This window comes from Lysinibacillus sp. ZYM-1, from assembly GCF_001308875.1.
Classification (GTDB): domain Bacteria; phylum Bacillota; class Bacilli; order Bacillales_A; family Planococcaceae; genus Lysinibacillus.
Genome location: NZ_KQ465135.1, coordinates 22,644 through 48,755 on the forward strand (window position 1 = coordinate 22,644; position 26,112 = coordinate 48,755).

General features: G+C 36.9%; 28 protein-coding genes. 13 read left to right on the plus strand and 15 right to left on the minus strand.

Features of this window, described 5'->3' with window-relative positions:
• Window positions 1–98 precede the first annotated feature (98 nt).
• From AO843_RS19160 to mutY, 4 genes are all read right to left on the minus strand, one after another.
• Window positions 99–1,823 (minus strand): ABC transporter ATP-binding protein, encoded by a 1,725-nt coding sequence (locus tag AO843_RS19160; protein WP_197278962.1) that lies wholly within the window; start codon window positions 1,821–1,823, stop codon window positions 99–101.
• A 227-nt stretch (window positions 1,824–2,050) separates the two neighbouring features.
• The gene (locus AO843_RS19165) at window positions 2,051–2,599 is read right to left on the minus strand and encodes a nucleoside tri-diphosphate phosphatase (protein ID WP_025115837.1); all 549 of its coding nucleotides are present in this window, start codon (window positions 2,597–2,599) and stop codon (window positions 2,051–2,053) included.
• Between the two features lie 277 nt (window positions 2,600–2,876).
• A complete protein-coding gene (locus AO843_RS24210) occupies window positions 2,877–3,053 on the minus strand; it encodes a gamma-type small acid-soluble spore protein (protein WP_008173504.1) in 177 nt (58 codons plus the stop codon).
• An 88-nt stretch (window positions 3,054–3,141) separates the two neighbouring features.
• Window positions 3,142–4,179, minus strand: a complete 1,038-nt coding sequence (gene mutY, locus AO843_RS19170) for an A/G-specific adenine glycosylase (protein ID WP_054612694.1) — start codon at window positions 4,177–4,179, stop codon at window positions 3,142–3,144.
• Between the two features lie 202 nt (window positions 4,180–4,381).
• Here mutY and AO843_RS19175 point away from each other — a divergent pair, with 202 nt between their 5' ends.
• Entirely contained in the window at window positions 4,382–5,368 is a 987-nt protein-coding gene (locus AO843_RS19175; protein ID WP_054612695.1) for a metal-dependent hydrolase, read from the plus strand.
• 35 nt (window positions 5,369–5,403) lie between these two features.
• On the opposite strand, the gene AO843_RS19180 is transcribed toward AO843_RS19175, so the two are convergent.
• From AO843_RS19180 to recX, 3 genes are read right to left on the minus strand one after another with little or no spacing between them, the layout of a single operon-like run.
• Window positions 5,404–5,673, minus strand: a complete 270-nt coding sequence (locus AO843_RS19180; protein WP_054612696.1) for a YfhJ family protein — start codon at window positions 5,671–5,673, stop codon at window positions 5,404–5,406.
• A complete protein-coding gene (locus AO843_RS19185) occupies window positions 5,674–6,003 on the minus strand; it encodes a YfhH family protein (RefSeq protein WP_054612697.1) in 330 nt (109 codons plus the stop codon).
• Complete coding sequence (gene recX / locus AO843_RS19190) at window positions 6,000–6,803, minus strand: recombination regulator RecX (RefSeq protein ID WP_054612698.1); 804 nt, start codon at window positions 6,801–6,803, stop codon at window positions 6,000–6,002. Before recX ends, AO843_RS19185 begins: the two co-directional genes overlap by 4 nt.
• Before the next feature lie 177 nt (window positions 6,804–6,980).
• Between recX and AO843_RS19195 the strand changes: the two genes are divergently transcribed.
• The 5 genes from AO843_RS19195 to AO843_RS19215 all read left to right on the plus strand — a co-directional run bounded on the left by AO843_RS19195 (window position 6,981) and on the right by AO843_RS19215 (window position 11,912).
• Window positions 6,981–7,889, plus strand: a complete 909-nt coding sequence (locus AO843_RS19195; protein WP_054612699.1) for a TIGR01777 family oxidoreductase — start codon at window positions 6,981–6,983, stop codon at window positions 7,887–7,889.
• A gap of 55 nt (window positions 7,890–7,944) precedes the next feature.
• A complete protein-coding gene (locus tag AO843_RS19200) occupies window positions 7,945–8,769 on the plus strand; it encodes a polysaccharide deacetylase family protein (protein ID WP_054612700.1) in 825 nt (274 codons plus the stop codon).
• A 37-nt stretch (window positions 8,770–8,806) separates the two neighbouring features.
• Entirely contained in the window at window positions 8,807–10,195 is a 1,389-nt protein-coding gene (gene rlmD, locus AO843_RS19205) for a 23S rRNA (uracil(1939)-C(5))-methyltransferase RlmD (protein ID WP_054612701.1), read from the plus strand.
• 233 nt (window positions 10,196–10,428) lie between these two features.
• On the plus strand, window positions 10,429–11,112 hold the full coding sequence (locus AO843_RS19210) for a Crp/Fnr family transcriptional regulator (protein WP_054612702.1): 684 nt from the start codon (window positions 10,429–10,431) through the stop codon (window positions 11,110–11,112).
• A 137-nt stretch (window positions 11,113–11,249) separates the two neighbouring features.
• Window positions 11,250–11,912: a peroxiredoxin-like family protein gene (locus tag AO843_RS19215; RefSeq protein WP_054612703.1), complete on the plus strand. Its 663-nt coding sequence runs from the start codon at window positions 11,250–11,252 to the stop codon at window positions 11,910–11,912.
• Window positions 11,913–12,483: 571 nt separating this feature from the next.
• Here AO843_RS19215 and AO843_RS19220 read toward each other — a convergent pair.
• Together AO843_RS19220 and AO843_RS19225 are read right to left on the minus strand one after the other, a co-directional pair.
• A complete protein-coding gene (locus AO843_RS19220) occupies window positions 12,484–13,119 on the minus strand; it encodes a hypothetical protein (protein WP_054612704.1) in 636 nt (211 codons plus the stop codon).
• Between the two features lie 237 nt (window positions 13,120–13,356).
• Window positions 13,357–14,541 carry an MFS transporter gene (locus AO843_RS19225; protein ID WP_054612705.1) on the minus strand — a complete coding sequence of 395 codons (1,185 nt, stop codon included), beginning with the start codon at window positions 14,539–14,541 and terminating at the stop codon, window positions 13,357–13,359.
• A gap of 370 nt (window positions 14,542–14,911) precedes the next feature.
• Between AO843_RS19225 and AO843_RS19230 the strand changes: the two genes are divergently transcribed.
• The gene (locus AO843_RS19230) at window positions 14,912–15,097 is read left to right on the plus strand and encodes an SE1561 family protein (RefSeq protein ID WP_036123069.1); all 186 of its coding nucleotides are present in this window, start codon (window positions 14,912–14,914) and stop codon (window positions 15,095–15,097) included.
• Window positions 15,098–15,139: 42 nt separating this feature from the next.
• Here AO843_RS19230 and AO843_RS19235 read toward each other — a convergent pair whose 3' ends face one another.
• A complete protein-coding gene (locus AO843_RS19235) occupies window positions 15,140–15,940 on the minus strand; it encodes a YwqG family protein (RefSeq protein WP_054612706.1) in 801 nt (266 codons plus the stop codon).
• A gap of 189 nt (window positions 15,941–16,129) precedes the next feature.
• On the opposite strand from AO843_RS19235, the gene AO843_RS19240 reads away from it, so the two are divergent.
• The gene (locus AO843_RS19240) at window positions 16,130–17,668 is read left to right on the plus strand and encodes a fumarate hydratase (RefSeq protein ID WP_054612707.1); all 1,539 of its coding nucleotides are present in this window, start codon (window positions 16,130–16,132) and stop codon (window positions 17,666–17,668) included.
• Between the two features lie 262 nt (window positions 17,669–17,930).
• Entirely contained in the window at window positions 17,931–19,835 is a 1,905-nt protein-coding gene (locus AO843_RS19245) for a heavy metal translocating P-type ATPase (protein WP_054612708.1), read from the plus strand.
• A 63-nt stretch (window positions 19,836–19,898) separates the two neighbouring features.
• Here AO843_RS19245 and AO843_RS19250 read toward each other — a convergent pair whose 3' ends face one another.
• Window positions 19,899–20,816, minus strand: coding sequence for a YihY/virulence factor BrkB family protein (locus AO843_RS19250; protein ID WP_054612709.1), 918 nt, complete (start codon window positions 20,814–20,816; stop codon window positions 19,899–19,901).
• Window positions 20,817–20,838: 22 nt separating this feature from the next.
• Window positions 20,839–21,165: a hypothetical protein gene (locus tag AO843_RS19255; RefSeq protein ID WP_054612710.1), complete on the minus strand. Its 327-nt coding sequence runs from the start codon at window positions 21,163–21,165 to the stop codon at window positions 20,839–20,841.
• A gap of 177 nt (window positions 21,166–21,342) precedes the next feature.
• Here AO843_RS19255 and AO843_RS19260 point away from each other — a divergent pair, with 177 nt between their 5' ends.
• Window positions 21,343–21,564 (plus strand): DUF1128 domain-containing protein, encoded by a 222-nt coding sequence (locus AO843_RS19260; protein WP_054612711.1) that lies wholly within the window; start codon window positions 21,343–21,345, stop codon window positions 21,562–21,564.
• Window positions 21,565–21,619: 55 nt separating this feature from the next.
• Here the strand turns inward: AO843_RS19260 and motB are convergent, their stop codons facing one another.
• Both motB and motA read right to left on the minus strand, forming a co-directional pair.
• Complete coding sequence (gene motB / locus AO843_RS19265; protein ID WP_054612712.1) at window positions 21,620–22,384, minus strand: flagellar motor protein MotB; 765 nt, start codon at window positions 22,382–22,384, stop codon at window positions 21,620–21,622.
• Window positions 22,368–23,171, minus strand: a complete 804-nt coding sequence (gene motA, locus AO843_RS19270; protein ID WP_054612713.1) for a flagellar motor stator protein MotA — start codon at window positions 23,169–23,171, stop codon at window positions 22,368–22,370. Before motA ends, motB begins: the two co-directional genes overlap by 17 nt.
• A 191-nt stretch (window positions 23,172–23,362) precedes the next feature.
• Here motA and AO843_RS19275 point away from each other — a divergent pair, with 191 nt between their 5' ends.
• The 3 genes from AO843_RS19275 to AO843_RS19280 all read left to right on the plus strand — a co-directional run bounded on the left by AO843_RS19275 (window position 23,363) and on the right by AO843_RS19280 (window position 25,621).
• Entirely contained in the window at window positions 23,363–24,604 is a 1,242-nt protein-coding gene (locus AO843_RS19275) for an aminopeptidase (RefSeq protein ID WP_054612714.1), read from the plus strand.
• A 138-nt stretch (window positions 24,605–24,742) separates the two neighbouring features.
• Window positions 24,743–24,877, plus strand: a complete 135-nt coding sequence (locus AO843_RS25425) for a hypothetical protein (RefSeq protein WP_255350389.1) — start codon at window positions 24,743–24,745, stop codon at window positions 24,875–24,877.
• 180 nt (window positions 24,878–25,057) lie between these two features.
• Window positions 25,058–25,621, plus strand: a complete 564-nt coding sequence (locus AO843_RS19280; protein ID WP_054612715.1) for a beta-class carbonic anhydrase — start codon at window positions 25,058–25,060, stop codon at window positions 25,619–25,621.
• Between the two features lie 195 nt (window positions 25,622–25,816).
• Here the strand turns inward: AO843_RS19280 and AO843_RS19285 are convergent.
• Window positions 25,817–26,112: transposase (locus AO843_RS19285; RefSeq protein ID WP_197278961.1), on the minus strand; the 296-nt coding region annotated here is incomplete at its 5' end.

Sequence of the window (26,112 nt, forward strand, 5' to 3'; positions counted from 1 at the left end):
GATCTTCAAAAAAAAATAGCCTTTCATTTAAAAATAAATGAAAGACTTTTTTTGAAAAAAATTTCATATTTGATGATTTCCGTATAATTTCACTATTATTACTCCAAATGTTGCACTTGGAATAAATCATAATATGTCCCTTGTTTCATCATTAATTGCTCATGAGAGCCACTTTCGATTAATTGACCATGGTCTATGACAAAAATTTTGTCAGCATGGGTAATTGTTGACAGACGATGGGCTATTATAATGGTTGTCCGTTCATGTGCCAGCTCTTCTAATGATTCCTGAATCAATGCTTCACTTTCTAAATCGAGCGCTGAAGTAGCTTCATCAAGGATTAAAATTGGAGGATTTTTTAAAAATACACGAGCAATTGCAACTCGTTGTTTTTGTCCACCTGATAATTTTACTCCTCGCTCACCTACTCTCGTGTCATAACCATTTGGCAGAGTCATTATAAAATCATGGGCATTCGCCGCTTTAGCAGCCTCTATAACTTGCTCATCTGTAGCTTCTGGTTTTCCCATTAAAATATTCTCTTTAACGGAGTCACTAAAAAGTATATTATCTTGGAGGACAATACCGATTTGAGAACGTAACGAATGCAGTGTAACATTTCGTACATCCTGTCCATCGATAGTTACACTACCGTCTGTTGTATCATAGAAACGAGGAATTAAGCTAATAATCGTGGATTTACCGCCACCACTCATTCCAACGAAGGCGACAGTCTCACCTGAATTAATAGTAAAATCGATATTGTTTAAAATAGCTACGCCATCTTTTTCATATTGGAAAGATACATTATGAAAACGAACTTCTCCAGTAGCAGCCGGTAACTCCTGCGCACCTACTTTATTTTTCACTTCATACGGCTCATCCATTAAGTCAAACATTCGATCCATTGATGCTATGGATTGCGTCAAAGTCGTTGAAGAACTAACAAGGCGGCGTAGTGGCCCATACAATCGTTCAATATAAGCGATAAATGCCACCATAGTTCCAACAGATAAAGTGTCATTTATTACTTGATAACCCGCATAAGCAATAACTAGTAAAGGGGCTACATCTGTAATGGTATTTACTACAGCAAAAGATTTAGCATTCCACTTTGTTTGATCAAGGGCCTTCTCTAAAAACTCACCATTTGCTTGATCAAATAATGTTTGTTCGTGTTTTTCTAATGTAAAACTTTTAATAATACTCATGCCAGCTACTCGTTCATGTAAGTAGCTTTGCACACCTGCAAGTGCTTGTGAACGTTTACGTGTTAAGTCACGTAGTTTCCCAAAAAAGTACTTTACACTTAATGCATAGAACGGGAAAGCTAATAAGGCTACTAATGTCAGCTTAATATCCATCGTTAGCATAATGACAATTGCAATCACAATGGTCGCAAGATCTAGCCAGACATTCATTAAACCTGTCATGACAAAGTTCTTCGTTTGCTCAACATCATTGATGACTCTTGAAATAACATCGCCAGCACGTGTATTAGCATAGTATTTTAAGCTTAATCGTTGTAAATGTGCATAGATCTCCTTGCGAATATCAAACAGCACCTTATTACTAACATGTTGTGCAAAATATTGACGATAGTACTCAATTGGTGGACGAATAATAAAGAATACGATAATAGTTCCGCCTAACCAATAAAATAGCTCTTTATTTTTTTCTCCATCTGTTAAGTCATCCGCAGCAATAATATCATCCAACACTATTTTAATGAGCAACGGAATAAATAGTGGAATAGCAAATTTTACTATACCAATAACAATCGTTAAAACGATCTCCCAAGTATAAGGTTTTACAAAACGCATATACCGCTTTATGTTTCCCAATTTTTCATCACATCCTTACAAAAAGAAACAGGCATTCGAAGATGAATGCCCTAAGTATTATAGCAATATTTTGATTAAAATACAGTTAAGATGACTTTACCGCTAACTATTTTGTCTAAACCTTTCGTAACAGAACAGCCCATACTCATTAAGTGCGGGTAAATCAGGCAACATAAAACACCTATTAGGTAAACTAATAGGTGTCACTAACAATCATCTGACTGCATATCAAGCTGGAACTTATAACGATTTGTCCAGACATCGATGAAATCGGGTGCAAAAGGTCCTCTTTTTTGTTGAATCCAGCTTATTAATTTATCGACATTGCGCTTTAAAATTTTATCAATAACGTCAGGATAAGACATCTCTTTACGATGAAGCTCATATTCATCCTCATCTAAGAGCGTATAAGACATGTCAGGAAAAACCTTAATGTCTAGATCATAGTCGATATATTTAATGGCATTATTATCAAACACAAATGGTGAGCTTAGATTGCAATAATAATACACACCGTCTTCACGTAGCATACAGATGATGTTAAACCAGTGTTCCGCATGGAAATAACAAATAGAAGGCTCTCTCGTTAGCCATGTACGACCATCGGATTCTGTCACAAGTGTCCGTTCATTCGCACCGATCACGATATTTTTTGTTCCTTTTAAAACCATCGTTTCTTGCCAAACTCGGTGGATACGGCCATTGTGTTTATAACTATGTATTTGTATCGTTTCTCCTTCTACCGGTAATGCCATTTTGAAGCCCACCTTTTCGTCTATGCTACCTTAATCTAGCAGTCTCTAGTATATTATAGCAATGTGTACGCGAAAGGTGTAGTTAGAAAACCACAAAATTCACTTCGCTATTTTGAATTTGTATAAAATTTAGTAAACTTAAGGCGAAATTTATTAGAAGATCAGCTTAATTGGTTTTTATTGGTTTTACTAAAGAATATAGAAAGGAGCTGTCTTTTTCATCTTTTCGATTTTCAGACAGCCCCTTAGAGGTAAATGCAATTATGCAATTACAAAGTTACTCACCTAGATCTTGGTTAGTTTTAGAGAAACGACCTGAAGCTGGAGCTTTCTTTTGCTCTGCTTTCGCATTTTGCTTTTGCACTTCATTTACGTCCGTTTCATAACCAAATTCTTCACTTTGACGTTGCATGTTTTTATTCGGTTGGAAATTTTGGTTGTTTTGCTTTTTCATTGTTCATTCACCTCCACGCTAATTATTGTGTACCGAGGTGATGAATTTTATGCTCACTATTTTGTTGTTTAAAGGAGGATTTAATTTCCTATTTATTTTTTACCTCTTCCCAAATCTTTAACATAGGAACAGGCATCGGCAATAGTTCTATTTGTTCGCGAGTTAACCAATCGCCTGTTGAAGTGGATTCACACTTCATATAATAGCTATTTAAATGCCATGTTAAATGGGAAAACACATGCTTAAATGTGAGTAGTTCATGCTTAGCTTGTACACTGATGGCACATTCCTTTAGAAAGTTTTCTACTGATGAATGGCTAGTATCAATCATGGGAAATTGCCATAGATTAGCTAATAAACCTTCTTCAGGACGTTGCTGCAATAAAAAACGTCCTTGTTCATCTTCACAGACAAAAACATCATATATCAAATGCTTCATCTTCGTTTTTTTAGATTTAACTGGCAGTTTTTCAGGTTCACCCTCATTAAATGCTGTACAATATTCTCGTACAGGGCATAATAAACATTTTGGTGAGGTAGGCGTACAAATAAGTGCTCCAAGCTCCATTAAACCTTGGTTAAAGGAAGATGCATTATTAGGATCTATTAGTTCCTCAACCGCTACTTCAAATATTTTCTTCGTTTTTGGAATTGCTATGTCCTCATGTATGTTAAGCACTCTGCTTAATACGCGCATAACATTGCCATCTACTGCATGTTCCGGCTTGTTATAGGCAATACTTAAAATAGCTCCTGCAGTATAAGGGCCTACACCCTTTAATTTTGATATCTCATGGCGATTGTCTGGAACTATGCCTCCGTAATTCTCTAAAACCTCGCGTGCCCCTGCTTGTAAATTGCGCACACGTGAATAATAGCCTAGTCCTTCCCAATGCTTTAGTAAATATTCTTGAGGAGCTTCTACAAGCAAATTTAATGTTGGAAAACTTTCCATAAAACGATTGTAATAAGGAATAACTGTGTCGACACGTGTCTGCTGTAGCATTACTTCAGATACCCAAATTTTATAAGGATCTGTAGTATGTCTCCACGGTAAGTCGCGTTTCTCAGCGTTAAACCAATCGACTAAAGAATGTCGAAATTCTGTTACATATGGGTAATTCACAGTGACCTCCGATGTTTTTACGATTTAATTTATGTTGAAAAGGGTATACAATTAATATAATGAAAGAACATTCGTCCATAACTGACAAAATTCGTCTTTTATGAATGTCAGAATAAAAAAAATTGAATAAAGCTATTTATAATTGAAATAAAGATGTATGCAAATTGTACTCGATTTTAATGCATACTAGGAGTGGATATTTTTGGATTCAGGTACACATTTCGTTATGGGTATTGCCCTTGGCGGTCTTGCATTAGCCGACCCTATAGTAGCCAATCACTCAATGACCTTTACTGCAGTCATGGCAGGCACGATTATTGGCTCACAAGCTCCGGATGTCGACACTGTGTTAAAACTACGCAATAATGCCATCTATATTCGACATCATCGCGGAATTACACACTCACTACCGGCAGTAGCTATATGGCCTATCTTAATTACAGTTGTTATTTCCCTTATTTTGCAAGACGTAAATGTGTTTCATTTATGGCTTTGGACATTTTTAGCTGTTGCTCTTCACGTATTTGTAGATATTTTTAATGCATACGGCACACAAGCCATACGACCATTCTCCAGAAAATGGGTTGCATTAGGTGTCATAAATACATTTGATCCGATTATCTTTTCATTACATTGTTTGGGTATTGTATTATGGGCTTTTGGTACAAATCCTATTTGGACATTTAGCATCATGTATATCATTATTGTGATTTATTATATTTTGCGATTCGCTGTTCAAAAAGCTGTAAAAAAAGCTGTTCACAGTACGATACAAGATGAAGAATATGTCATCGTAGCACCAACCATGCGCTTCTTCCATTGGCGAATTGCTGCAAAGTCTAAAACACATTATTATGTTGGCCGTGCTTATGGAAGGACTGTTAATATTTATGATAAATTCGAAATTAAGCCTTTACCAAAAACTGCACTTGTTAATGCAGCATTGAAAGACCCTAACTTAGCTGCATTTGTATCTTTTTCCCCGATGTACCGATGGGAGATTTCTGAGCTTGAAAACGGCTTATTGGAGGTAAGATTAATCGACTTGCGTTATCGTAGTGACAATCGCTATCCTTTCGTGGCAGTAGCACATTTAAACGACGATAATGAAATCATTACATCTTACACGGGTTGGATTTTTACAGAAGATAAGCTTCAGAAAAAACTACAGATTGGTGCAAGTAATTAAGCAGTAAACCCTGACCAATACTGGTCAGGGTTTTATTATTGTATCATATCATCGCTAGCATCTAGGAGATGGACATATTTTGGATTGCGCCCTGCAAAGGCATGTAGCTTATCACCATAGCTTGTAATTAATTGACGGACAAGATTTTCCGTATAATCTGCCCCACGATAATCATACCCTGCCTTTGCTGCTGTTGATTCGAAGTCGCTCCATAATAGTTCAATCCAAACTCGTGCACGTCCAACTGACATCTGTGGATTTTTGACGAGCAACTCCGCTGTCAAATTTTCAATTTTTTCTTCCATTTATTTGCCCACCTTTACAGGAGACAGCATAGATACTGGTAACGCCTCTTGGTACCTGTCACCGCCTAAACGGTGCCCCCATGCAAAGCGTCCCTTCAAATAATCAACTTGGAAAAATTCATTATCTGAACTATCAATACGATACATTTCTCCTGGAACGATGGTATCTAAATCTACTAAATATGCAGCTGCCATTAATGCTTTGCGTTCATAAACAGCAAATTCATTGATGATTCCAAGCTGTTCTGCTTTTCTTGCCTTTTCTTTTAGAAACGCGATTTCCTCACGCAGTTCATGCTCAGACATAGCAGCATAATTTTTTTCGTTCATTCCTCATTCTCCTTCTCTTCAATAAAACGATCTATTACTTCTATAGGAAAACCCTTTTGATAGAGCGCCTGCTTTACCTTCATTTTCAGCTCATAACCAGTATACTTCGATACGTATTTTTTCCAAACCTTTTCACCTTGTGCATCGAGCAATTGCTGCCAGTTGTCTTTATCTTGCTCTAACTCTATTTGATTAAGCACCTCTTCTACAATCGGAAATGCATAGCCTTTTCTTAACAGATAATCCTGAATTTTAGCCTTTATTTGGGCTGGCGTCTTTTTTTTCTCCGAACGTATAATTTTATCCGCCAATTGCAAGGCTAATTTTAATTGTTCCTCAAAACTATATGTAGCAAGGACCTCATCTTGCAGGTTTTTATCGATTCCTTTTTTGATGAGATCTTGTCTAATAGCTCTTGGTCCCTTTTTCATCGTGGCCTTTTTTGTATCTAGTAAAGCCTTAGAATAGTTTTCATCATTGATAAAGCCATACGTTTTTAATTTCTGAATCGCTTCCAAAACTACTGCTTCTCCAAATTCTAAGGCAAGGAGTTTTTTCTTAACCTCATGCTCACTTCTCATTTGGTATGACAGAAAGTTTAACCCCTTATTAAATGCCTTACGTATTTCATCCTCATAGGCAATTTCCTGGATTTCGAATTCATCCAGCACCTTCCCCTTTGTTAAACCAAATTGAAGTAGAATAGCTTCGTCAACAGGAAAAGCATATTCTTCATTTAAATAGATATTATAACGTTCAGGATTGTTTTTTTGACGTGCAATTTTTGTAATCATACGCATAGCAAACACCTCACTTGTCCATTATAACATTTCTTTTTATAGTAACTGGTACTTCGAGGGTATTTACCTTTCTCAGGCATTTCATTTTCTTAGCATTACACTATAGATGTTGGCTTTCGAGTTAAATGGTACACTTACTAGTAGGTAATTTATTCGATAAAAAAAGGGGTGCTTCTTATGAAAATCGTTATTGCGGGTGGAACTGGCTTTGTGGGAAAAGCTCTTATCAAGTTAGCGCAAGAAAACGGTCACGACCTTTTTGTCTTAACTCGGCGTACATCTTCCGAAAAAAACGGTATTCATTATGTGCAATGGTTACAACATGACTCCCTACCAATAGAGGCATTAGAAGGAGCCGATGCCTTTGTTAATTTAGCAGGGGTTTCTTTAAATAATGGCCGATGGACGAAAAAACAAAAAAAGGAAATTTACTGGAGTCGGATGAATGCGACACTTGAAATAGTGCGCATCATAGAAGAGCTTACGAAAAAACCTAAAGTATTGGTTAATGCTAGTGCAGTGGGTATTTACCCTACTTCTACAGAGGCTATTTATGATGAGGGGTTTGCTGATTCAGCGACTGATTTTTTAGGCACAACTGTTCATGATTGGGAGAGACACGCGAAACGGGCAGAACAATTAGGAATTCGGGTGGCCCTTGCCCGTTTTGGTGTTATTTTAGGTCGAAAGAGCGGTGCATTACCAACCATGCTATTGCCCTATCAAATGCATGTCGGCGGAACAATTGGTTCGGGCAAGCAATGGCTTTCCTGGGTACATATTGAAGATGTAGCACGTGCTTTATATTTTGCAATCATTCATGAAAAAATTCATGGGCCCTTCAATGTAACAGCACCTCATGCTATGCGGATGAAAGAATTTGGACAAACAATCGCAATGGTCATGAACAGACGCCATTGGATGCCTGTCCCTAGTTTTGCAATGCGCTTAGCCCTTGGAGAACAGAGCTCCCTTGTTTTAGAGGGGCAACATGTTCTACCAACTGTTTTAGAAAAGTATCATTTTACATTTAAATATCCTAATTTAACTCAAGCACTTGAAGACTTATTAATTGCTCAGAATTAGTGGATAATTTATAGCTATTTTACGCATCCTAATGAAAAAGAAAGGATGCGTTTTTATGTGGAAACAACATATTGTAGGAGCGGTAATCGCTACTTTTATTATTGCCGCAGGTATTAGCATTAATCCATATTTTGCTGCAGGTTCTGATGAACATCATTGGGGCATAAAACGTGCTAAAAACGGTGAACAGGCTGAGGCTGGAGCGCAGCTCGATCAGTTACTTGATAAATATGGTGCGATTTACAAAGGAAAGGCTGATAAAAAAATTGCCTATTTAACATTTGATAATGGCTATGAAAACGGCTTTACTGAAAGCATTTTGGATACATTGAAAAAAGAAGATGTACCTGCCACTTTCTTTTTAACTGGGCATTATTTAGACAGTGCCAGTGATTTAGTGAAGCGTATGGTGAATGATGGTCATACTATCGGGAATCACTCGTACGGTCATCCGAATATGGCACGACTCTCCCCAGATGGAATGCGTGCAGAATGGAAGAAGTTTGATGGGAAGTTACGTGAATTAACAGGAATTGATCGTACAACATATGCTCGCCCACCTGAAGGAATTTTTAATGCAAAGCTTTTAGAGATTGGAAATGCGGAAGGCTATCGCCATATTTTTTGGTCTGTGGCATTCAAGGATTGGATGAAGGATGAGCGTCGTGGTGCGGATTATGCTTATAATGCACTAATGGAACAATTGCATCCAGGTGCCGTTATATTGATGCATACTGTTGCCCAAGATAATGCTGAAGCTTTGCCGATGTTTATTGCAGAAGCCAAGAAGCAAGGCTATACCTTCTTATCGCTGGACGATTTAGTATTAGAATATGAAGATTTTCCTGTTGCTTTGCAATCGTCTGCTCCTTCGTTATAATGGTTAGATGACATTATAAAGCAGGGACGTGGAACGTTTGACGCAGCAAACAACAATGACCGTGGGACAAAAATTCCCACTAATAATAAAAAGGCTCGGCATCAATGGAGAAGGTGTTGGTTTTTATAAAAGGAATGTAGTATTTGTAAAAGGAGCTATCCCTGGGGAAGAAATTATGGCTCAGGTTACGAAAACGCAAAGTAATTTTGCTGAAGCAGAGATTTTAGCCATCCGTAATACTTCTAAGCATCGTCAGGAAGCACCTTGTCCAGTCTACAATGAGTGTGGTGGCTGTCAACTTCAACATATGACATACGATAAACAGCTGATGGAAAAGCGTGATATTGTCATCCAAGCTTTAGAGCGTTATGCAAAACCTCTAGCAGAAACTGTTGAAGTACGAAAAACGATGGGTATGGATAATCCTTGGCATTATCGTAATAAAAGTCAGTTCCAAGTTCGTAAGGAAGGCAAGCGAGTATATGCAGGCTTATTTGTTGAAGGAAGCAATAAGCTGCTTAATATTAACGATTGCCTGGTGCAGCACCCCGTCACTTCTAAAATTACAGTTGCAATACGTAAGATTTTACAAAAATTGAATATCACTATTTACGATGGTCGTACACTTGATGGATTAGTGCGTACGATTGTGGTACGTACAGGGATTCGTACTGGGGAAACACAAGTCGTTCTTGTCACAACACGAAAAGAGATCCCTCATTTAGCTGAATTGATTACACGTATTAAAAAAATTGATCCAAGTATTGTATCCATTGCGCAAAATATTAACCGTGATAAAACATCATTAATCTTCGGTGATGAAACCGTTGTACTTGATGGCAAAGAAACAATTCATGAAGAGCTTGGCGAATTGGCCTTTGATTTATCTGCCCGAGCCTTCTTCCAACTAAATCCAACGCAAACGGTTCATCTTTATGATGAAATAAAAAAGGCTGCTGCTTTATCGGGAAATGAAACAGTGGTTGATGCATACTGTGGCGTTGGCACAATTGGACTATGGTTAGCAGATAAAGCGAAAGAAGTTCGTGGAATGGATGTCATTCCTGAAAGCATTCAGGATGCTCGTAAAAATGCTCGCAACCACGGCTTCAAGCATACGAAATATGCAGTCGGTACAGCGGAAAGTGTCCTAGCAAAATGGCGCAAGGAAGGATTTACTCCAGATGTGATTACGGTAGATCCACCACGTACAGGACTAGCACCTGAATTCATTCAAACAGTGCTTAAGCTTAAACCTAAGCGTTTTGTTTATACATCATGTAATCCATCCACTTTAGCGAAGGATTTACAGCAATTATCGAAGATTTATCATGTCGAGTATATTCAACCTGTTGATATGTTTGCACAGACTGCACAGGTAGAATGTGTTTGCTCAATGGTTCTTAAAGCAGAACATCGAAATTGATATTTCCTTTGTAAATTTTGGCGACTTGATTAGGCGTAGTCTGCATTTTGTAGACTGCGCTTTTTTTCTTTTTTGATAGCCATTTCCACAGTTTTCTTCTCTAAGAAGAATAGCTAAACATTTGAAAAACAAAATGCAAAACGTTGAGTGACTGTCACCGATTGTCGATTGATTTCAATGTGTTTACATTGTGTTATAGTCTTGTGGGGCCTACGCAATTATAAGGAGGAAAAATGGATAACATTCAATACTTATCACAATTTAATCTGCTTAATTCGCTCTCGATGGAAGATTTAATAGAGATGGAACAATTAACTTTAATAACGACCTTTCCGAAAAACACTTTTATTCAAACACCAGAAACTTTTTCGGAGGGGCTATACTTTGTTAAAAAGGGGAAGTTGCGCCTGTATAAAGTAAATGCTCAAGGTAAGCAATTTACTTCAGATATACTCAACGAAGGTAATGTATTTGGGGAAATGGATATTATTTCATTTGGTACTCGAGAGAATTATATTGAAACGATAGAGGAAAGCCACATTTGTTTGATGAATAAGGAAAGATTTGAAAATTTTTTAATTCAGCGGCCTCAATTTATGATGACATTATTAAAAGTACTAAGTAATCGAATTATCGGTATGAGTCAATTAACGCAAAATCTAGCTCTTGGGAAACTACATGACAAAGTTTTATATGCGCTTATTAAGCTATCTGATCAGTTTGGACTTACGGGTGATAATGAGTATTACAAAATAGATTTTCCTCTTTCACATCAAGAAATCGCCAATTTAGTTGGTGCAACCAGAGAAGCTGTAACTGTGGTCTTACAAGAACTTGTTAAAGAAGAAGTCATTAAGACAGGATTTAAAACAATTTATATCCATCGAGAAAAGCTTTTGGAGAGAAACATTTCATAGGCTGAAAAAAATGCTGGATAGTATCAAGTAGCATAGATATTTTCAAAAAGAGTTGTAAACAACATTACATCTTCCTTCAAGAAAAAGATGTATCGTATAACTACATACAAAATATAATACGATACGGAGATGACATAATGGAAAACACACCATTTCAAAAATTGCAAAGAGAATTAGATATAGCAGCTACAGATATGGAAAAGGTGCTCCCAAAGGAAGTGCTGGATATATTCGAAAAATCCATTCATGATTTACGTACATCTGATTCAGGTAGGGGTTTAATAGCTGGAGTCAAAGCGCCTGACTTCACTTTAGTGAATTCTACAGGACAAAAGATAACTTTGTCTGAAGAAATTTTGAAAGGTCCTGTTGTTCTTATATTTTACCGCGGTACATGGTGTCCATTCTGTAACCTTGAGTTGAAAGCATACCAGCGAATGAATGATGACATTAAGGCAATTGGGGGCCAATTGATTGCAGTTAGCCCGCAAACTCCATACTATTCTGCATCTGTACAAGATAAGAACGAATTAAATTTCCATGTTTTAAGCGACTTGCAAAATAAAACTGCTGAAAAATATAATCTTAAATTTAAATTGCCTGAGTATGTATATCCTATCTACAAATCGCTCGATATTTCACTCGAAACATTTAATGGTGACCATTCTTGGGAACTTCCAGTACCAGCTACTTATGTAATTGATAAAGCAGGAATCATCCGTTTTGCTAGCGTGGAGGCAGACTATAAAAAACGTATGGAACCTAGTAAGGTGATGCATATTCTCCAGTCATTTTATTAGCATCCTAGAATTATAAAAATATGATGAAATAAAAAAACAGTCTCTCAGTTACCACATTCGTTTTGGTTAACGAGAAGTTGGAACAGAGTCTATTGATAGCCGCCAAATTAAACAATAAAATAATCGTTACCGGCGGTGATATTGCTATATATTAGAATATTTAATCATAGCTTAAACCTATGTTGTAAAAACACTCCAGGTGGAATGTGTAGCAAAGCTGGTATTGATAAATAAATAATAATAAAAAGGACGTCTCAAAATAAATTGAGACGTCCTTATCTTTATGATGCACAGCACAAGCTGCCTGGTGGATGACGGACGGTCCAGAAAAGTCGATACCTCAACCATTACCCCAGGATTTAAAAGATTTTTAAATGTTAAACATTCAACTTTTATAGAAAGATTTTTGAAACGTAAACTTTGTTCTTTTACCTTTAACCTTTAAGCCTTTAGGTTATTTTCATTGTAAGTTCCATTTGAGTAAGACATGTTTTATGTTTAAACTCGCACACATGCCTTAAAGCGCGAGCGACTCTTCGTTTTCCGTTTTCGCGAGGCCATGCATATCCCTTTAAGCCTGGACTTCAATAAATGTTGTGGCATTCGATTCAGATAAGACTGCATCGACCTCTGATTCGAACTCTTCAATTCGACTACTTAATGTCTCTATTTGCTGTTTGACATTTAGTGGATCAATGATTTCAAACTCATTTCTTTTCATAAATGTTTCCGTATGTAATTTCACTTCTTCCGGAGATTGTTTATCTTTATTGCCTAATATATTAATTAAATAGGTCTCCAGTTTGGCAGGTAATGCATCATTTTCTTTGGCAACTGTATTGATTGCTGAGCGGTACTGATGCTGTATAATTTCTAGCAAATTCTTTTCGTATTGAATGGATTGTTTTCGTTCAATTGCCTCCGCGACAGTCATTTCTTCCTTGCCAACGATTACCTTTGTACTGGCATTAGACTGTACAACTAGCGCTTTTATTTTATTTCTATAGCTAATTAAGCCAATTACTTTATCGTAGGATGCTTGCATTTGCTTCTCATAATCAACTATTTCTATTCCATTTATTTTCAGATTACTTTTACGATTAGCTAATACAGAGCTAACCTCATTTGTTGCTGCTTCAATTCGTTGATTCAGCATTTTCAATTCTGTTAAAGCACGATGAATAGATAGTTTTTTCATTTCGGTCATGATAAAACCTCCTTCTTAAGCAAGTGTTCTTTCATTATATATAGAAACATTAGCAATGTCCAAAATATCCCTTTTTATTTTTATTGATTTCACAAGAACTTGTCTGTATAATACTTTTTTAGGTGCCAAACCTATGTAACTTGGACGGAACATCCTTGTTACGCAAAAAAACGCCATAACAGCACGGATTTGCTGGGCGTTTTTTGTTTTTTGAGCGGGAGATGAGCCCCGCTCTTTTTATTTTGCCATCGTTGTTTGTTTATGCTTGTGGCGTCCAAATATAAGTAAAACCATTGCAACGGCTAGCAAAAGCATTGCCACCAGTAAAAGGAAGCTATAATTTTTTACATATTCTAAGTATACCCCACCTAAGAACGGTCCTGTTAAACTCCCTATACTTAGGGCAATACCGCACAGTAAATTCCCTGTAGGCAGTAGCTCTTTTGGTGTTAAATCTGCCATAAATGTTATCCCCAAAGAGAACATTGAGCCGACTAGTGTACCCGTTAAGAAAAATGCTACACCAACAGCAATTTGTGAATGTTCTAAAAAGCTGGCAATTGCAAAAATAATAGCCCCACCAAATGATCCTACCATCAAGATATTCCTTCTCCCCACTTTATCGCCTAGTGCACCTAATGGTACTTGTGTTAATATACCGCCAAATGTAAAGACTGATAAAATAATTGGAATCATACCAACTTCAAAGCCTTTACGAAGTGCATATACTGGGAACAATGCATTTAATGAAGATTCGAGGAACCCGTATACAAATGGCCCTAAAAAGGCAATCCAACCAAATATAATAGCCATTTTGTAACGTTGCCACCCTCTGGCATTTAAGTCGCCTGTTAATCGCTCTGGTTTTTCATTTTGTAAGAAAAATACAAAGGACCACGCGATTAAACACATTATAGACGATACGATAAATGGTAAAGCTTCAGCCATTTCAATCAACTTGACCATCAGTGGCCCAACGGCAAAACCTATGCTAAAGGACAAACCATAAATGGCCATTCCTTTTCCTAAGCTTTTATGATCAGTTGTACTAGTAATCCATGTTTGTGTGGCATAATGCAAGGCATGATCCCCTACACCAATCAGTAAACGAAGTACAAACCAAAAAGTGACACTTTTCCATAAAGGAAATGCAAGTAAAGAGATAAAAACAAGTGCGCCACCAATTAAAATAATTGGTTTATAGCCCCATTTTCGTAAGGGCTGCTCGATAAATGGTGAAATTAATAATGTCCCTATGTATAAGCCCGTTGCATTCAAGCCATTCAATGCAGAGGAAACGCCATCACGTTCAAAAATAATTGAAATGAGCGGTAATAACATTCCTTGCGAAAAGCCTGATATGGATACAATTACTACTAATATGATAAATCTTTTTTTGCTGTAATCTGAGAAGTATGTCATCTTTTCCTCCAATATCAAGTCATTCTTCCAAAGAACAGCATACCAAAAAGCCTTAGCGCTCACCACATGTGATTTTACGCTAAGGCTTAACTAATACTTATAGTCATTTAATTGTATAAACACGAAATTCGGCTTTTGATTATTACCGAGTACTTGTTTAAACTCCCTCCTTTTCGAGTTAGAGTTTTAATGAAGTTTTCGATCAGCTCCTTTACTTTATCTTAAAACAACTTTAACATACATCATCAATATTGTAAATATTCTGTCTATTATTTTTTTAAAATTAATCGCTTAGTCCTAGGTGTTTACCTAAACATTGAAATTTAAGCCTAAATCAGCTACGATGAAAGGGATGAAACGAGGTGTACGAATGTCCAAGCCAATCACTGATAAAAAACAGCAAGTAACTTATTTAAAAGAGCGTCTCGAAATTTTTTTAGAAGTATTAGATGCCCTTGATCCCGAAACAGCTGAATTAGAAGATATTGATCGCTTAATTCAAATGATGGACGACTTAGAAGACAAAATGGAGCAATTTAATGCTCGTGAACAATAATGAATACAAAACAAGCGAGCACATAGTATGCTCGCTTGTTTTTTAATGACAGTCCCAATTGTACAGAACATTGCTAAAATCTTTATTTTTTAATTCTTCTTCGGTAATGAAGAAGTTGCCAACTCCGCAATCGCCCCATAGTATATCATCGCCTACACTATCTACTTGCAACAGTAAAATTGTAGAGTCTGTATAATCACCGTATGCACGTGGGTCTTCTTGTGTAAAGAATGGATAACCACCTATTTTGAGACCATCCCCTGTCATTGCATCGTAAAAGGCATCCTCTAATGTTTCGTTATCCTCAATCGACGTTAAGATGTTACTGTAAATTTCATTGGCTCTGAAATCATCAATCGACAAAGGTTCAAAACCAGTTTTAAAGGATAATGCCATTTCACGCTCTACTGGAAAATATATTTCCTCATCCTCTTTTTCTAAAAATGAAAAATCTTGAATGAGCTGTGCTTCGTCATGGATAACCGTATCATGAAAAATAACACGAAAGCCTTCCTGATTTTGACCATTATCAAAATCCATCCCTAATACATCGTCATAGCCATCAATATAAAACTGCAATATCCCTTCTTCTGGGAAATTTGACAAATGTTTAGGGAACTCTACAAAATTAATTTGGGCTAGCAGCTTTAGTGGTTTTCCGCTAGCATTTTTTGGATAGTCCATTGACAGTGGAAAATAAGGATCCCCTGCAAACTTACTCTGAAACAAAGTTGTTTTTCTCGCATCTGCATCAATAAAGACAACAGGCTTCATTGTTTCTTCTATTATCGGTCTGTATAGCTCAAATTCTTCCGGTAATTCTAGTAAAGTTTTAGCAGACATACAAATTCCTCCTAATTGTGGGTTTATCATTATTTTAGAACAAACGTTCTATTAAATCAACTCCCTATCTAAATACTATTAAAATATACTTTAATTTAACCCTCACAGATAAGGACTCTTTTTTTCATTAGTTGAAAAGAGTATAATGTTACGTGGAAATAATCAAATTTTCTATGGGGGGCAATACGAATGAATCTACAAACTTTGGAGAAAAGTCTTTATGATTTAATTACTGAAACATCCACAAATTTACCTAAGGATGTACGTCGTGCGATTAAAAAAGCAAAACAAGCTGAGAATGCTGGAACTCGCGCTGCAATGAGCTTAGACACAATCTCAAATAATATTATTATGGCAGAAGATAACGTATCACCAATTTGTCAGGATACAGGTCTTCCAACTTTCAAGATTTATACACCTGTGGGCGTAAACCAATTAGAAATTAAAGCTGCGATTAAAAAAGCAATCATTGATACTACAGCAGATGCAAAACTACGTCCAAATGCAGTGGATTCATTAACTGGTGCAAATAGTGGTAATAACCTTGGTGATGGTTTACCAGTTATGAAATTCGAACAATGGGAAAATGATTACATTACGATTAAATTAATTTTAAAAGGTGGAGGCTGTGAAAACAAAAACATTCAATACAGTCTACCATGTGAAATAGACGGTCTTGGCCGTGCAGGTCGTGACTTAGATGGTATCCGTAAATGTATTTTACACTCTGTATACCAAGCTCAAGGTCAAGGCTGTTCAGCTGGTTTCATCGGAGTAGGTATTGGTGGAGATCGTTCTTCTGGCTACGATTTAGCAAAGGAACAATTATTCCGTCATGTTGAAGATACTAATCCAAATCCTGATCTTGCAAAATTAGAAGAGTATGTTGTTAAAACTTCTAATACATTTGGTATCGGTACAATGGGCTTCGGTGGTGAAGCAACATTACTAGGATGTAAAATTGGAGTTATGCACCGTATCCCTGCTTCCTTCTATGTATCTGTAGCATATAACTGCTGGGCATACCGTCGTATGGCTGTGGACATCGATCCTCAAACTGGTGAAGTTATTAAATGGCACTACCAAGAAGGCGAAAAAATTACATTCAAAGAGGATGAAGTGGCTGCTACAACAGAAGACACAACAACAGATGTAGTAGAACTTACTGCACCAATTACAGAAGAACAAATTCGTTCACTAAAAGTTGGAGATGTTGTTTCTATTACTGGTCGTATGTACACTGGCCGTGACGCTATCCACCACCATTTAATGAGCCATGATGCACCAGTCGATCTAAATGGACAAGTTATCTATCACTGTGGGCCAGTTATGGCAAAAGATGAAAAAGGCAATTGGACAGTAAAAGCAGCTGGTCCAACTACTTCTATTCGTGAGGAACCTTATCAAGGCGATATCATGAAAAAATTCGGTATCCGTGCTGTCATCGGTAAAGGTGGTATGGGACCAAAAACGTTAAAAGCTCTTAATGAACATGGTGGCGTTTACTTAAATGCTATCGGTGGAGCAGCTCAATACTACGCAGACTGCATTAAAGGTGTAGACGGTGTTGATTTAATGGAATTTGGTATTCCAGAAGCTATGTGGCACTTAAATGTTGAAAAATTTACAGCAGTTGTAACAATGGATTCACACGGTAACTCTTTACACGCAGATGTGGATAAATCTTCTTTAGAAAAACTTGCATTGCATGCAGAAAGAGTTTTCTAATTAAATACAAGTAAGCAGTAACCCTTCTTGCTGCACACTTTTGTCAGGCACAGAATATTCCTATTGAATAGACTGTGCCTTTTTTCTGTTTATAAAAATCTCTCCTTTTTTAAACTTCTCACTTTATTTTTATAAATTCCTTTGTTATAATAATTCTAAATAAAGGATATGGTAATTGAAATCCATTTTCAATTACGATAATATTACAGATGTTAATTTATAAAGGTTTTGATATTGATTTTCATTATCAGGAGGGATTTGAATGGAATACTCTAATCGAGAAAATATAAATTTAATTGAGAAAACAAAAGAACATGCAGAATTAATCGCTGCGCTGATAGCCGGTATTTTCATCTTACTTGCATGGCGTTTAGATACTAGCGGACAAACAACTGCTTCTGTGCTCCTATATGTAATTGCATTTTGTGTAGGTGGCTTTGCAAAAGCGAAAGAAGGCATTGAAGAAACGATAGAAGATAAGAAGTTGAATGTTGAACTACTAATGGTATTAGCTGCCATTGGTTCAGCCGCCATTGGTTATTGGACAGAGGGCGCTATTCTTATTTTTATCTTCGCAGTAAGTGGTGCACTTGAAACTTATGCTATGAATAAAAGTCATCGTGAAATATCAGCATTAATGAACCTTCAGCCAGAAGAAGCTTGGTTAGTCCGAGGCAACTTTGAACCAATGAAGGTATCTGTTTCTACATTACAAATTGGTGACCATTTATTGATTAAACCAGGAGAACGCATTCCTGCCGATGGTATTATTTTTAAAGGACAATCTTCTATTGATGAGTCAGCCATTAGCGGTGAACCATTACCAGTTTTAAAAAGTGAAGGTGATGAAATCTTTGCAGGTACAGTAAACTTAAATGGCGCTATTACGATGGAAATGACAAAGGCAAATTCAGAAACACTCTTTCAAAAAATTATCCAGCTTGTCCAAAGTGCTCAAAGTGAAAAATCTCCGTCTCAACAATTCATCGAAAAATTCGAGGGAACTTATGTGAAATTTGTTTTACTAGGTGTTGCAATCATGATGTTCCTTCCCCACTTCGTCCTTGGTTGGGATTGGACAACAACTTTTTATCGCGCAATGGTATTATTGGTAGTTGCTTCTCCTTGTGCACTTGTCGCATCCATTATGCCTGCGACACTTGCAGCTATTTCAAATGGTGCAAAAAATGGTGTGTTATTTAAGGGTGGGTTGCATTTAGAGCACCTTAGTGTTTTACGTGCATTAGCTGTCGATAAAACGGGGACATTAACCCAAGGCAAACCAGTCGTAACAGATTTTATTATCAGAGAGGGAATCGATCGTGATATGGCTTTAGCTATTCTTGCAGGGATTGAAACACAGTCCAACCATCCACTTGCTCAAGCCATTACCACCTATGCAAAATCGGAAGGAATTACAGTATTTCCACAAGCAACAATCGAGGATATCCCTGGCTGGGGTATTAAAGGAACGATCCACAACAATGAATATCAAGTTGGAAAACCTGAATTTGTAGATGCGCAACGTGCCAATGATTTTGCAAATGGCGCTGCCGCAAAACTTGCAGCACAAGGGAAAACGGTTATTTTCATTCGCGATCAAAATGGTATTATGGCATTGACAGCCTTAAAGGATACTGTACGTAACGAAGCCAAAAAAGCAGTGTCATTATTAAAAGAGCTTGGTATTCAAGTAGTGATGCTTACAGGGGACAACGAAAAAACGGCTAAAGTAATTGCTAAAGAAGCTGGCGTCACTGAACACGTTGCTGAATGTCTACCTGAAACAAAGGTAACAGAAATGAAGCGTTTGCTTTCCCAATATCAATTTGTAGGAATGGTTGGCGATGGCATAAATGATGCACCTGCATTGGCTACAGCAACTACTGGTATTGCGATGGGAGAAGGTACAGATGTTGCATTAGAAACAGCTGATGTCGTGTTAATGAAAAATGACTTATCTAAAATCGCTTATGCTGTTCGTTTGTCTCGTAAAATGCAGCGTATTGTGAAGCAAAATATTGTCTTTTCTATCGGGGTTATTACTTTGTTAATTGCCTCTAACTTTTTACAAGTAGTCGATTTACCTCTAGGTGTAATCGGGCATGAGGGAAGTACAATTCTAGTTATTTTGAATGGTTTACGCATGCTGAATAAAAATGTCTAATCACAAAGCAGCCTCGCTTCTCCCACACGAGAAGCGAGGCCATTTTTTAATCTTGTCATTTCTTTACTTATGAATTTCCTTTTGCAGCGCCCTTTTCTGCATTGTTGCATTCAATACTCCACCAAAGATTAAGATAATTCCAGTAAAATATAACCAGAGCATTAAAATAATGACGCCACCAATACTACCATATGTAGCAGAATAATTCGCAAAGTTATTAATGTAAAAAGAGAAACCATATGTGACTGCTAACCAGGCAAGTGTAGCAAACATTGCACCTGGCCAAACACCCATTATTTTCAACCTAGGACTTGTATTGGGCACAAACCAGTAGATACCCATTAAAACAATAAAAATAAGTAACGGTGGTATCGACCATCTTAAATTATGCCAAATCGATTCAAATTGTTCCTCTATTCCAACGATTGAAAATAAAAAATGGCCAATTTGCTGTCCAAATACCGGTAATAGAAGAGCAACTGCAATGACAATAACAAGAGCGATTGTAAAGACAAGAGACAGCCCTCTATCTAATATGCCTGCTCTTCCTTCTGTATCATATGCTTTATTCAAGGCTCGAATCAGCGCATTAATACCTTTAGATGCAGACCATATCGTACCTAGTACCCCGATGGACAATAAACTACTGTTACGGTTTGTTAAAATTTCTTTCAACGTATTTTCAATGAGCCTATAAACTTCATCTGGCAATATATTTACTAAAAAAGAATAAACTTGCGTTGTTTCTAAATTAAGATATGGTAGCAATGTAACGAGGAAAATAAGTAATGGGAAGAATGATAGTAAAAAGAAATAAGCGAGTTGTGCGGAAAGCGCCGAAACTTCAACTCGCTTTAGCCGACCTAGTAAATCTTGGACAAAGCCCTTGGATGTCATAACATCAATCGCATCCTCCTCAGGAGATACGAATGATTTTACGAATCCAAAGGCATTATGCATTGTTGCCTTTTTCTTTTCCATATAACTCCTCCTAAAACTACAATTATTCTTTATGAGGTAAAGTAAAAGCTGACTTCGTGTCCTCAATCATACTTTGTATCGTAGAAGGCAATTCTTTAAATTCTTCCACCTTTTCAGCAATTGTGTTCACATTATCTGACACACTTTCACAAAGTACCTTCGCAGCCAGTACTTTTTCCTCCACTAAAACCTGTAATTCTTCTCGATTTGTTGCATAATACGAGACAGATTCTTTCATTTTTTTAGTTGTTGCAATTGTTTTCTCACGAGTAGTGCGATCGAGCATGCTTAACGCCGCTCCAACTGCTGCTCCTGCTACGATAGATGCTAATAATTTACTTTGACCCATATTAAAACCTCCTGCTTGTGTAATTGCATATTCCCTATTATTACATAAATAAACAGTCTACTGCCCTTATTCTACCCAATAACAGTCTATTTTTAAAGCAATGCCCAAATACGGAGTTGACATTTTTTTTATTCAATGAAATGATATGTGCGAGGAATATGAAAGGTAGGGTAAAAAATGGATTTATCAGTCCCGTCTAAAGAAAACGTTATTTATATGATCGATCAAATGAAGGACAAGCTTCGCATGGTTAATGTCGATGCTATGAAATCGGAACACTTCAATGAAGCACACTATGAAGATTTAATGTATTTATACGAAATGGTGATGAAAAGAGATTCATTTAGCCCAAGCGAGATGCAAGCGATTGTGGCTGAATTGGGTTCTTTACGTAAATAATGCAAACGAAAAGCTATTAGCACGAGACGATCAGTCAGTGCTAATAGCTTTTATTTTATTGCGTATTCTTTAATTCTGAGCCATCTTCAGTCACTAATGGTTGGATGAGTACTTCTACACGACGATTCTTTGCACGACCTTCTGCTGTATCATTTGGTGCAATCGCACGATATTCCCCATTACCTTTTGCACTAAATCTTGTAGGATCTAATTGGTTATTACTTTCAATTAAAAGTTCTAAAAATTTCGTTGCACGCATGACAGATAACTGAAAATTTGATGTGAAATTTGGACCTGCTGGCACATTATCAGTATGACCAGTAATGACAATATTTCGAGCTGGGTCAGATACCAACATGTTTGATAGCTCTTTGGCAATTGGCACATATTCAGGTTTAACTGTTGCTTGTCCAGGATCAAATAAAATACTATCACGGATTGTCACAAGCAACCCTTCATCTGTCATTTCTGTAGCGAATTGACCTTCCATTTCATTGACAGCGATAAAATTATCTACACTGTCTTTAATTGCAGCCAACTCCTGTTGATCCTTTAAGTAGGCTGAACTTTGTTGTGGTGTTTGGTCGCTATCCGCATTGGGACTAGGCACTGGTGAAGGCTGCTCTAAAAAACTTGTTCCGCCATCAAAAACTTGACTAAAAACTGCTGACATTCTTTCTAGCTTTTCTTGGTCTACCGAACTTGAAGCAAATAAAATAATAAACACAGCTAAGAGCAATGTTAATATGTCTGCGTATGGTACCAACCAAGACTCATCTATGTGCTCATCATGCTTTTTTTTCTTAGCTTTCTTTGCCAAGGCCACCCGCCCCGCTTTCACCAGAAATTTGACGACGTTCTTCCATCGTTAAGTATGATGATAGTTTTTGTTCAATAACACGTGGAGCCTCCCCTTCTAATACTGAAAGGATACCCTCAATCATCATTCTCTTTTGTTTGACTTCTAAAGCAGACTTACGTTTTAACTTGTTCGCAAATGGGTGCCATAAAACATAACCAGTAAAGATACCTAGTAATGTTGCCATGAAAGCTGCTGAAATTGCATGTCCAAGCTTTTCGATATCATTCATATCAGCCAATGCGGCGATTAACCCTACTACTGCACCTAGAACCCCAAGAGTTGGTGCATATGTACCTGCTTGTGTAAAAATGGCAGAACCACTAGCATGACGTTCCTCCATAGCCTCTACTTCCTCTGTTAATACATCACGGATGTAGTCTGCATTTTGTCCATCAATGGCTAATGTAAGACCATTTTTCAAAAACGGATCCTCAATTTCTGACGCTTTACTTTCAAGCGCTAATAACCCTTCACGACGAGCTAAGTCAGCCCATTGCGAAAACATCTTAATAATTTCAATATCATCCGCTAATTTAGTTTCTTTAAAAAGAATTTTAAATAGCTTTGGTACACGCTTTAACTCTTGCATTGGAAAGGCAATTGTTACTGCGGAAATAGTACCAAAGATGATAATTAGGATGGCTGCTGGGTTATAAAAAGCTGTTAAACTTACACCCTTCATTACCATCCCTGTTAATAGCGCTATAAACGCAATTATTAACCCTATGACCGACGACTTATCCATTCTAGAACCTCCAAATCTACTATTACTGTTAATTTCGTCTGTTTTTCCAAATTTTAAATATATATATTCCTAGTATAAATGTATTTTAAATATTTTTCGATGTAATTAATGCTTTTTATTCACATTTCGACCATTTTTGATTATATTGAATTAAGAATATTACACTAAACTGTCTTATTTCGAAAGGGGATATGAATTTGTTATTATCATTTAACACAAAATTACTAAAATATGCCGAATTAGCGGTAAAAGTAGGAGTAAATATCCAAAAAGATCAATATCTTTATATAAGCTGTTCGACCGATAACTTAAAACTAGCTCAAATAATTACTAAAATTGCCTATAAAAATGGTGCGAAACAGGTATTTGTCGATTTATCCGATGATGAACTTGTTCGCGCTCGCTATGAAGGGGCACCGAAAGACTCATTTGATTTCTTCCCACCTTGGAAAGTTCAAGAACGCGAATGGCTGGCTGAAAATGGTGCAGCTTTCTTAAGCATTAGTTCACAAAACCCTGATTTACTAAAAGGCATTGAGCGTGACAGAATTATGGCCTTCCAAAAAGCATCTGGTAAAGCATTAGCGAATTATTACCAATCGCTACAGTCCGATAAATTTAGTTGGTCAGTTATCGCAGCTCCATCCAAGGCTTGGGCAGCTAAGGTGTTCCCTCATTTACCTGAGGATCAACAAATTGATGCTTTATGGGAAGCCATCTTTGCTGCGACACGTATGGATCTTGAACATTCCGTGGAGGCTTGGTTAGTGCACGATAAGGAATTACATGACAAAGCGAATTATCTAAATAGCAAGCAGTATAAATCACTTCACTACACAGCTCCAGGTACAGATTTAACAATTGAGTTACCTACACAACACATATGGACAGGCGGTAGTAGTGTCAACATACAAGGTCAAACATTTATGGCGAATATGCCTACGGAAGAAATTTTTACTGCACCGTTAAAAACAGGTGTTAATGGGTTTGTAACCAGCACTAAACCATTAAGCTATGGCGGTAATATTATTGACAATTTCACATTAACTTTTAAAGATGGTCGGATTATGGATGTAAAAGCAGAGCAAGGTCAAGAAATTTTAGCTTCTCTTATTGAAACAGATGAGGGAGCACAATACCTTGGTGAAATAGCATTAGTACCCCACCAATCACCAATTTCACAATCCAATTTATTATTCTACAATACATTATTTGATGAAAATGCCTCTAATCACTTAGCGATTGGTAGTGCCTATGCATTTTGTATTGAGGGTGGCAAAGAAATGACTACTGATGAATTAGCTGCACATGGCCTTAACCAAAGCTTAACACATGTAGACTTTATGATTGGATCGAATAAAATGAATATTGATGGTATTACCCATGATAATCAAAAAGACCCAATATTCCGTGATGGAAATTGGGCATTCTAAATAATCCATTCCTACTAATAGTATTCTAGGCTAGTATGTTATGGATGTCATAAATTATCCTTAGATTTTCCTAGTATCCTATTGTATAATTGATTTATGGTATTTAGTAGATCATTTAAGTAGAGAGGAGCTCTAAAAATGTTCATTACAACTGTTCTTGGCTTTTCAGTAGTTTTATTACTTTCAACTGGATTCTTCATCCACTACCTACAAGTTGGTTTAGATAGCAAGTCTTCAGTAACTGTAGATCCAAAGCCAAACGAAAAATTTTAATATTTATAAAAAAACAGCTACTGCAAATGTAGCTGTTTTTTTATAGTTTCGAAGTTTTTAATCCGCTAAAGTGTATGAAGTTGCTCCTTTATTGTAAAAATTGTCTGAATAAAGTCTTTATTGTTTGCATAATTAAAGTTTTGCTCTAAAATATTTTTTGTAAGGAAGGGAGCAATCTTCATGACAATGTTACAAGATATTTTAGGGTTTAACAAAGAGTTTGTACAAGAAAAGAAATATGAGCCATTCATCACTACAAAATATCCTGATAAACGTATTGTCGTTTTATCTTGTATGGATACTCGTCTTGTAGAGCTTTTACCAAAAGCGATGAATTTGCGTAATGGCGATGTAAAAATTGTGAAAAGTGCTGGTGCATTAGTGAGCCATCCTTTCGGTGCTGTTATGCGTAGTCTATTAGTTGCTGTCTATGGCTTACAAGCGGATGAAGTTTACGTGGTTGGACATTATGACTGTGGTATGAGCGCAGTTGATCCTGATGCCATGTTAAGTGAGATGGTTAAAAGAGGTATTGACCCAGAAACCATAAAAATGTTGGAGTATTCTGGTTTTGATTTGAAAGAATTTTTACGAGGTTTTGGAGACGTAGCAACAAGTGTTAAGAAAAGTGTCGATACTATTCGAAATCACCCATTAATGGTAAAAGACGTTCCTGTACATGGTTTAATTATTGATCCAAATACAGGTCATCTAGATTTAATTGAAAATGGTAACCAACAATAGTTATCATTTCTTGATTTATAGGTAATCAATGAACAAGTGCCTTTCTGTGAAAGAAAGGCACTTGTTTCAGACTGTAGACAAAAGCCATCGAGAAGTTCACTCTCGATGACTTTTGTCATTTTTCTTTCTCTCTCATTTTCAATATTTGGTAAATCACTGCCGAATCCAACATACTCTTCGAGCATAGTTGCTCTCTTAAGCTACTTGCCACGTCCAAGTAGCCAGTTTCTTTAAATTCATGGCAGCAAAAGTAAGCATCGCCTGCATGGACAATTTTTTAAGACCTCTTAAGGTCGTCCATCGCATACCATGCTTTTCCTTCGCATCTGCAAAGACACGCTCAATCGTTTCTTTGCGCTTTGCATAGATTTGTTTGATCTCATAGGAATGGTGTAAATGTTCAGCTTCCTCCACATACGATTCCCAAATATGGCGTTGAATGAGTTTTTGGTGATTCTTACTTTCTGTACATTGTGATAGACATGGACACT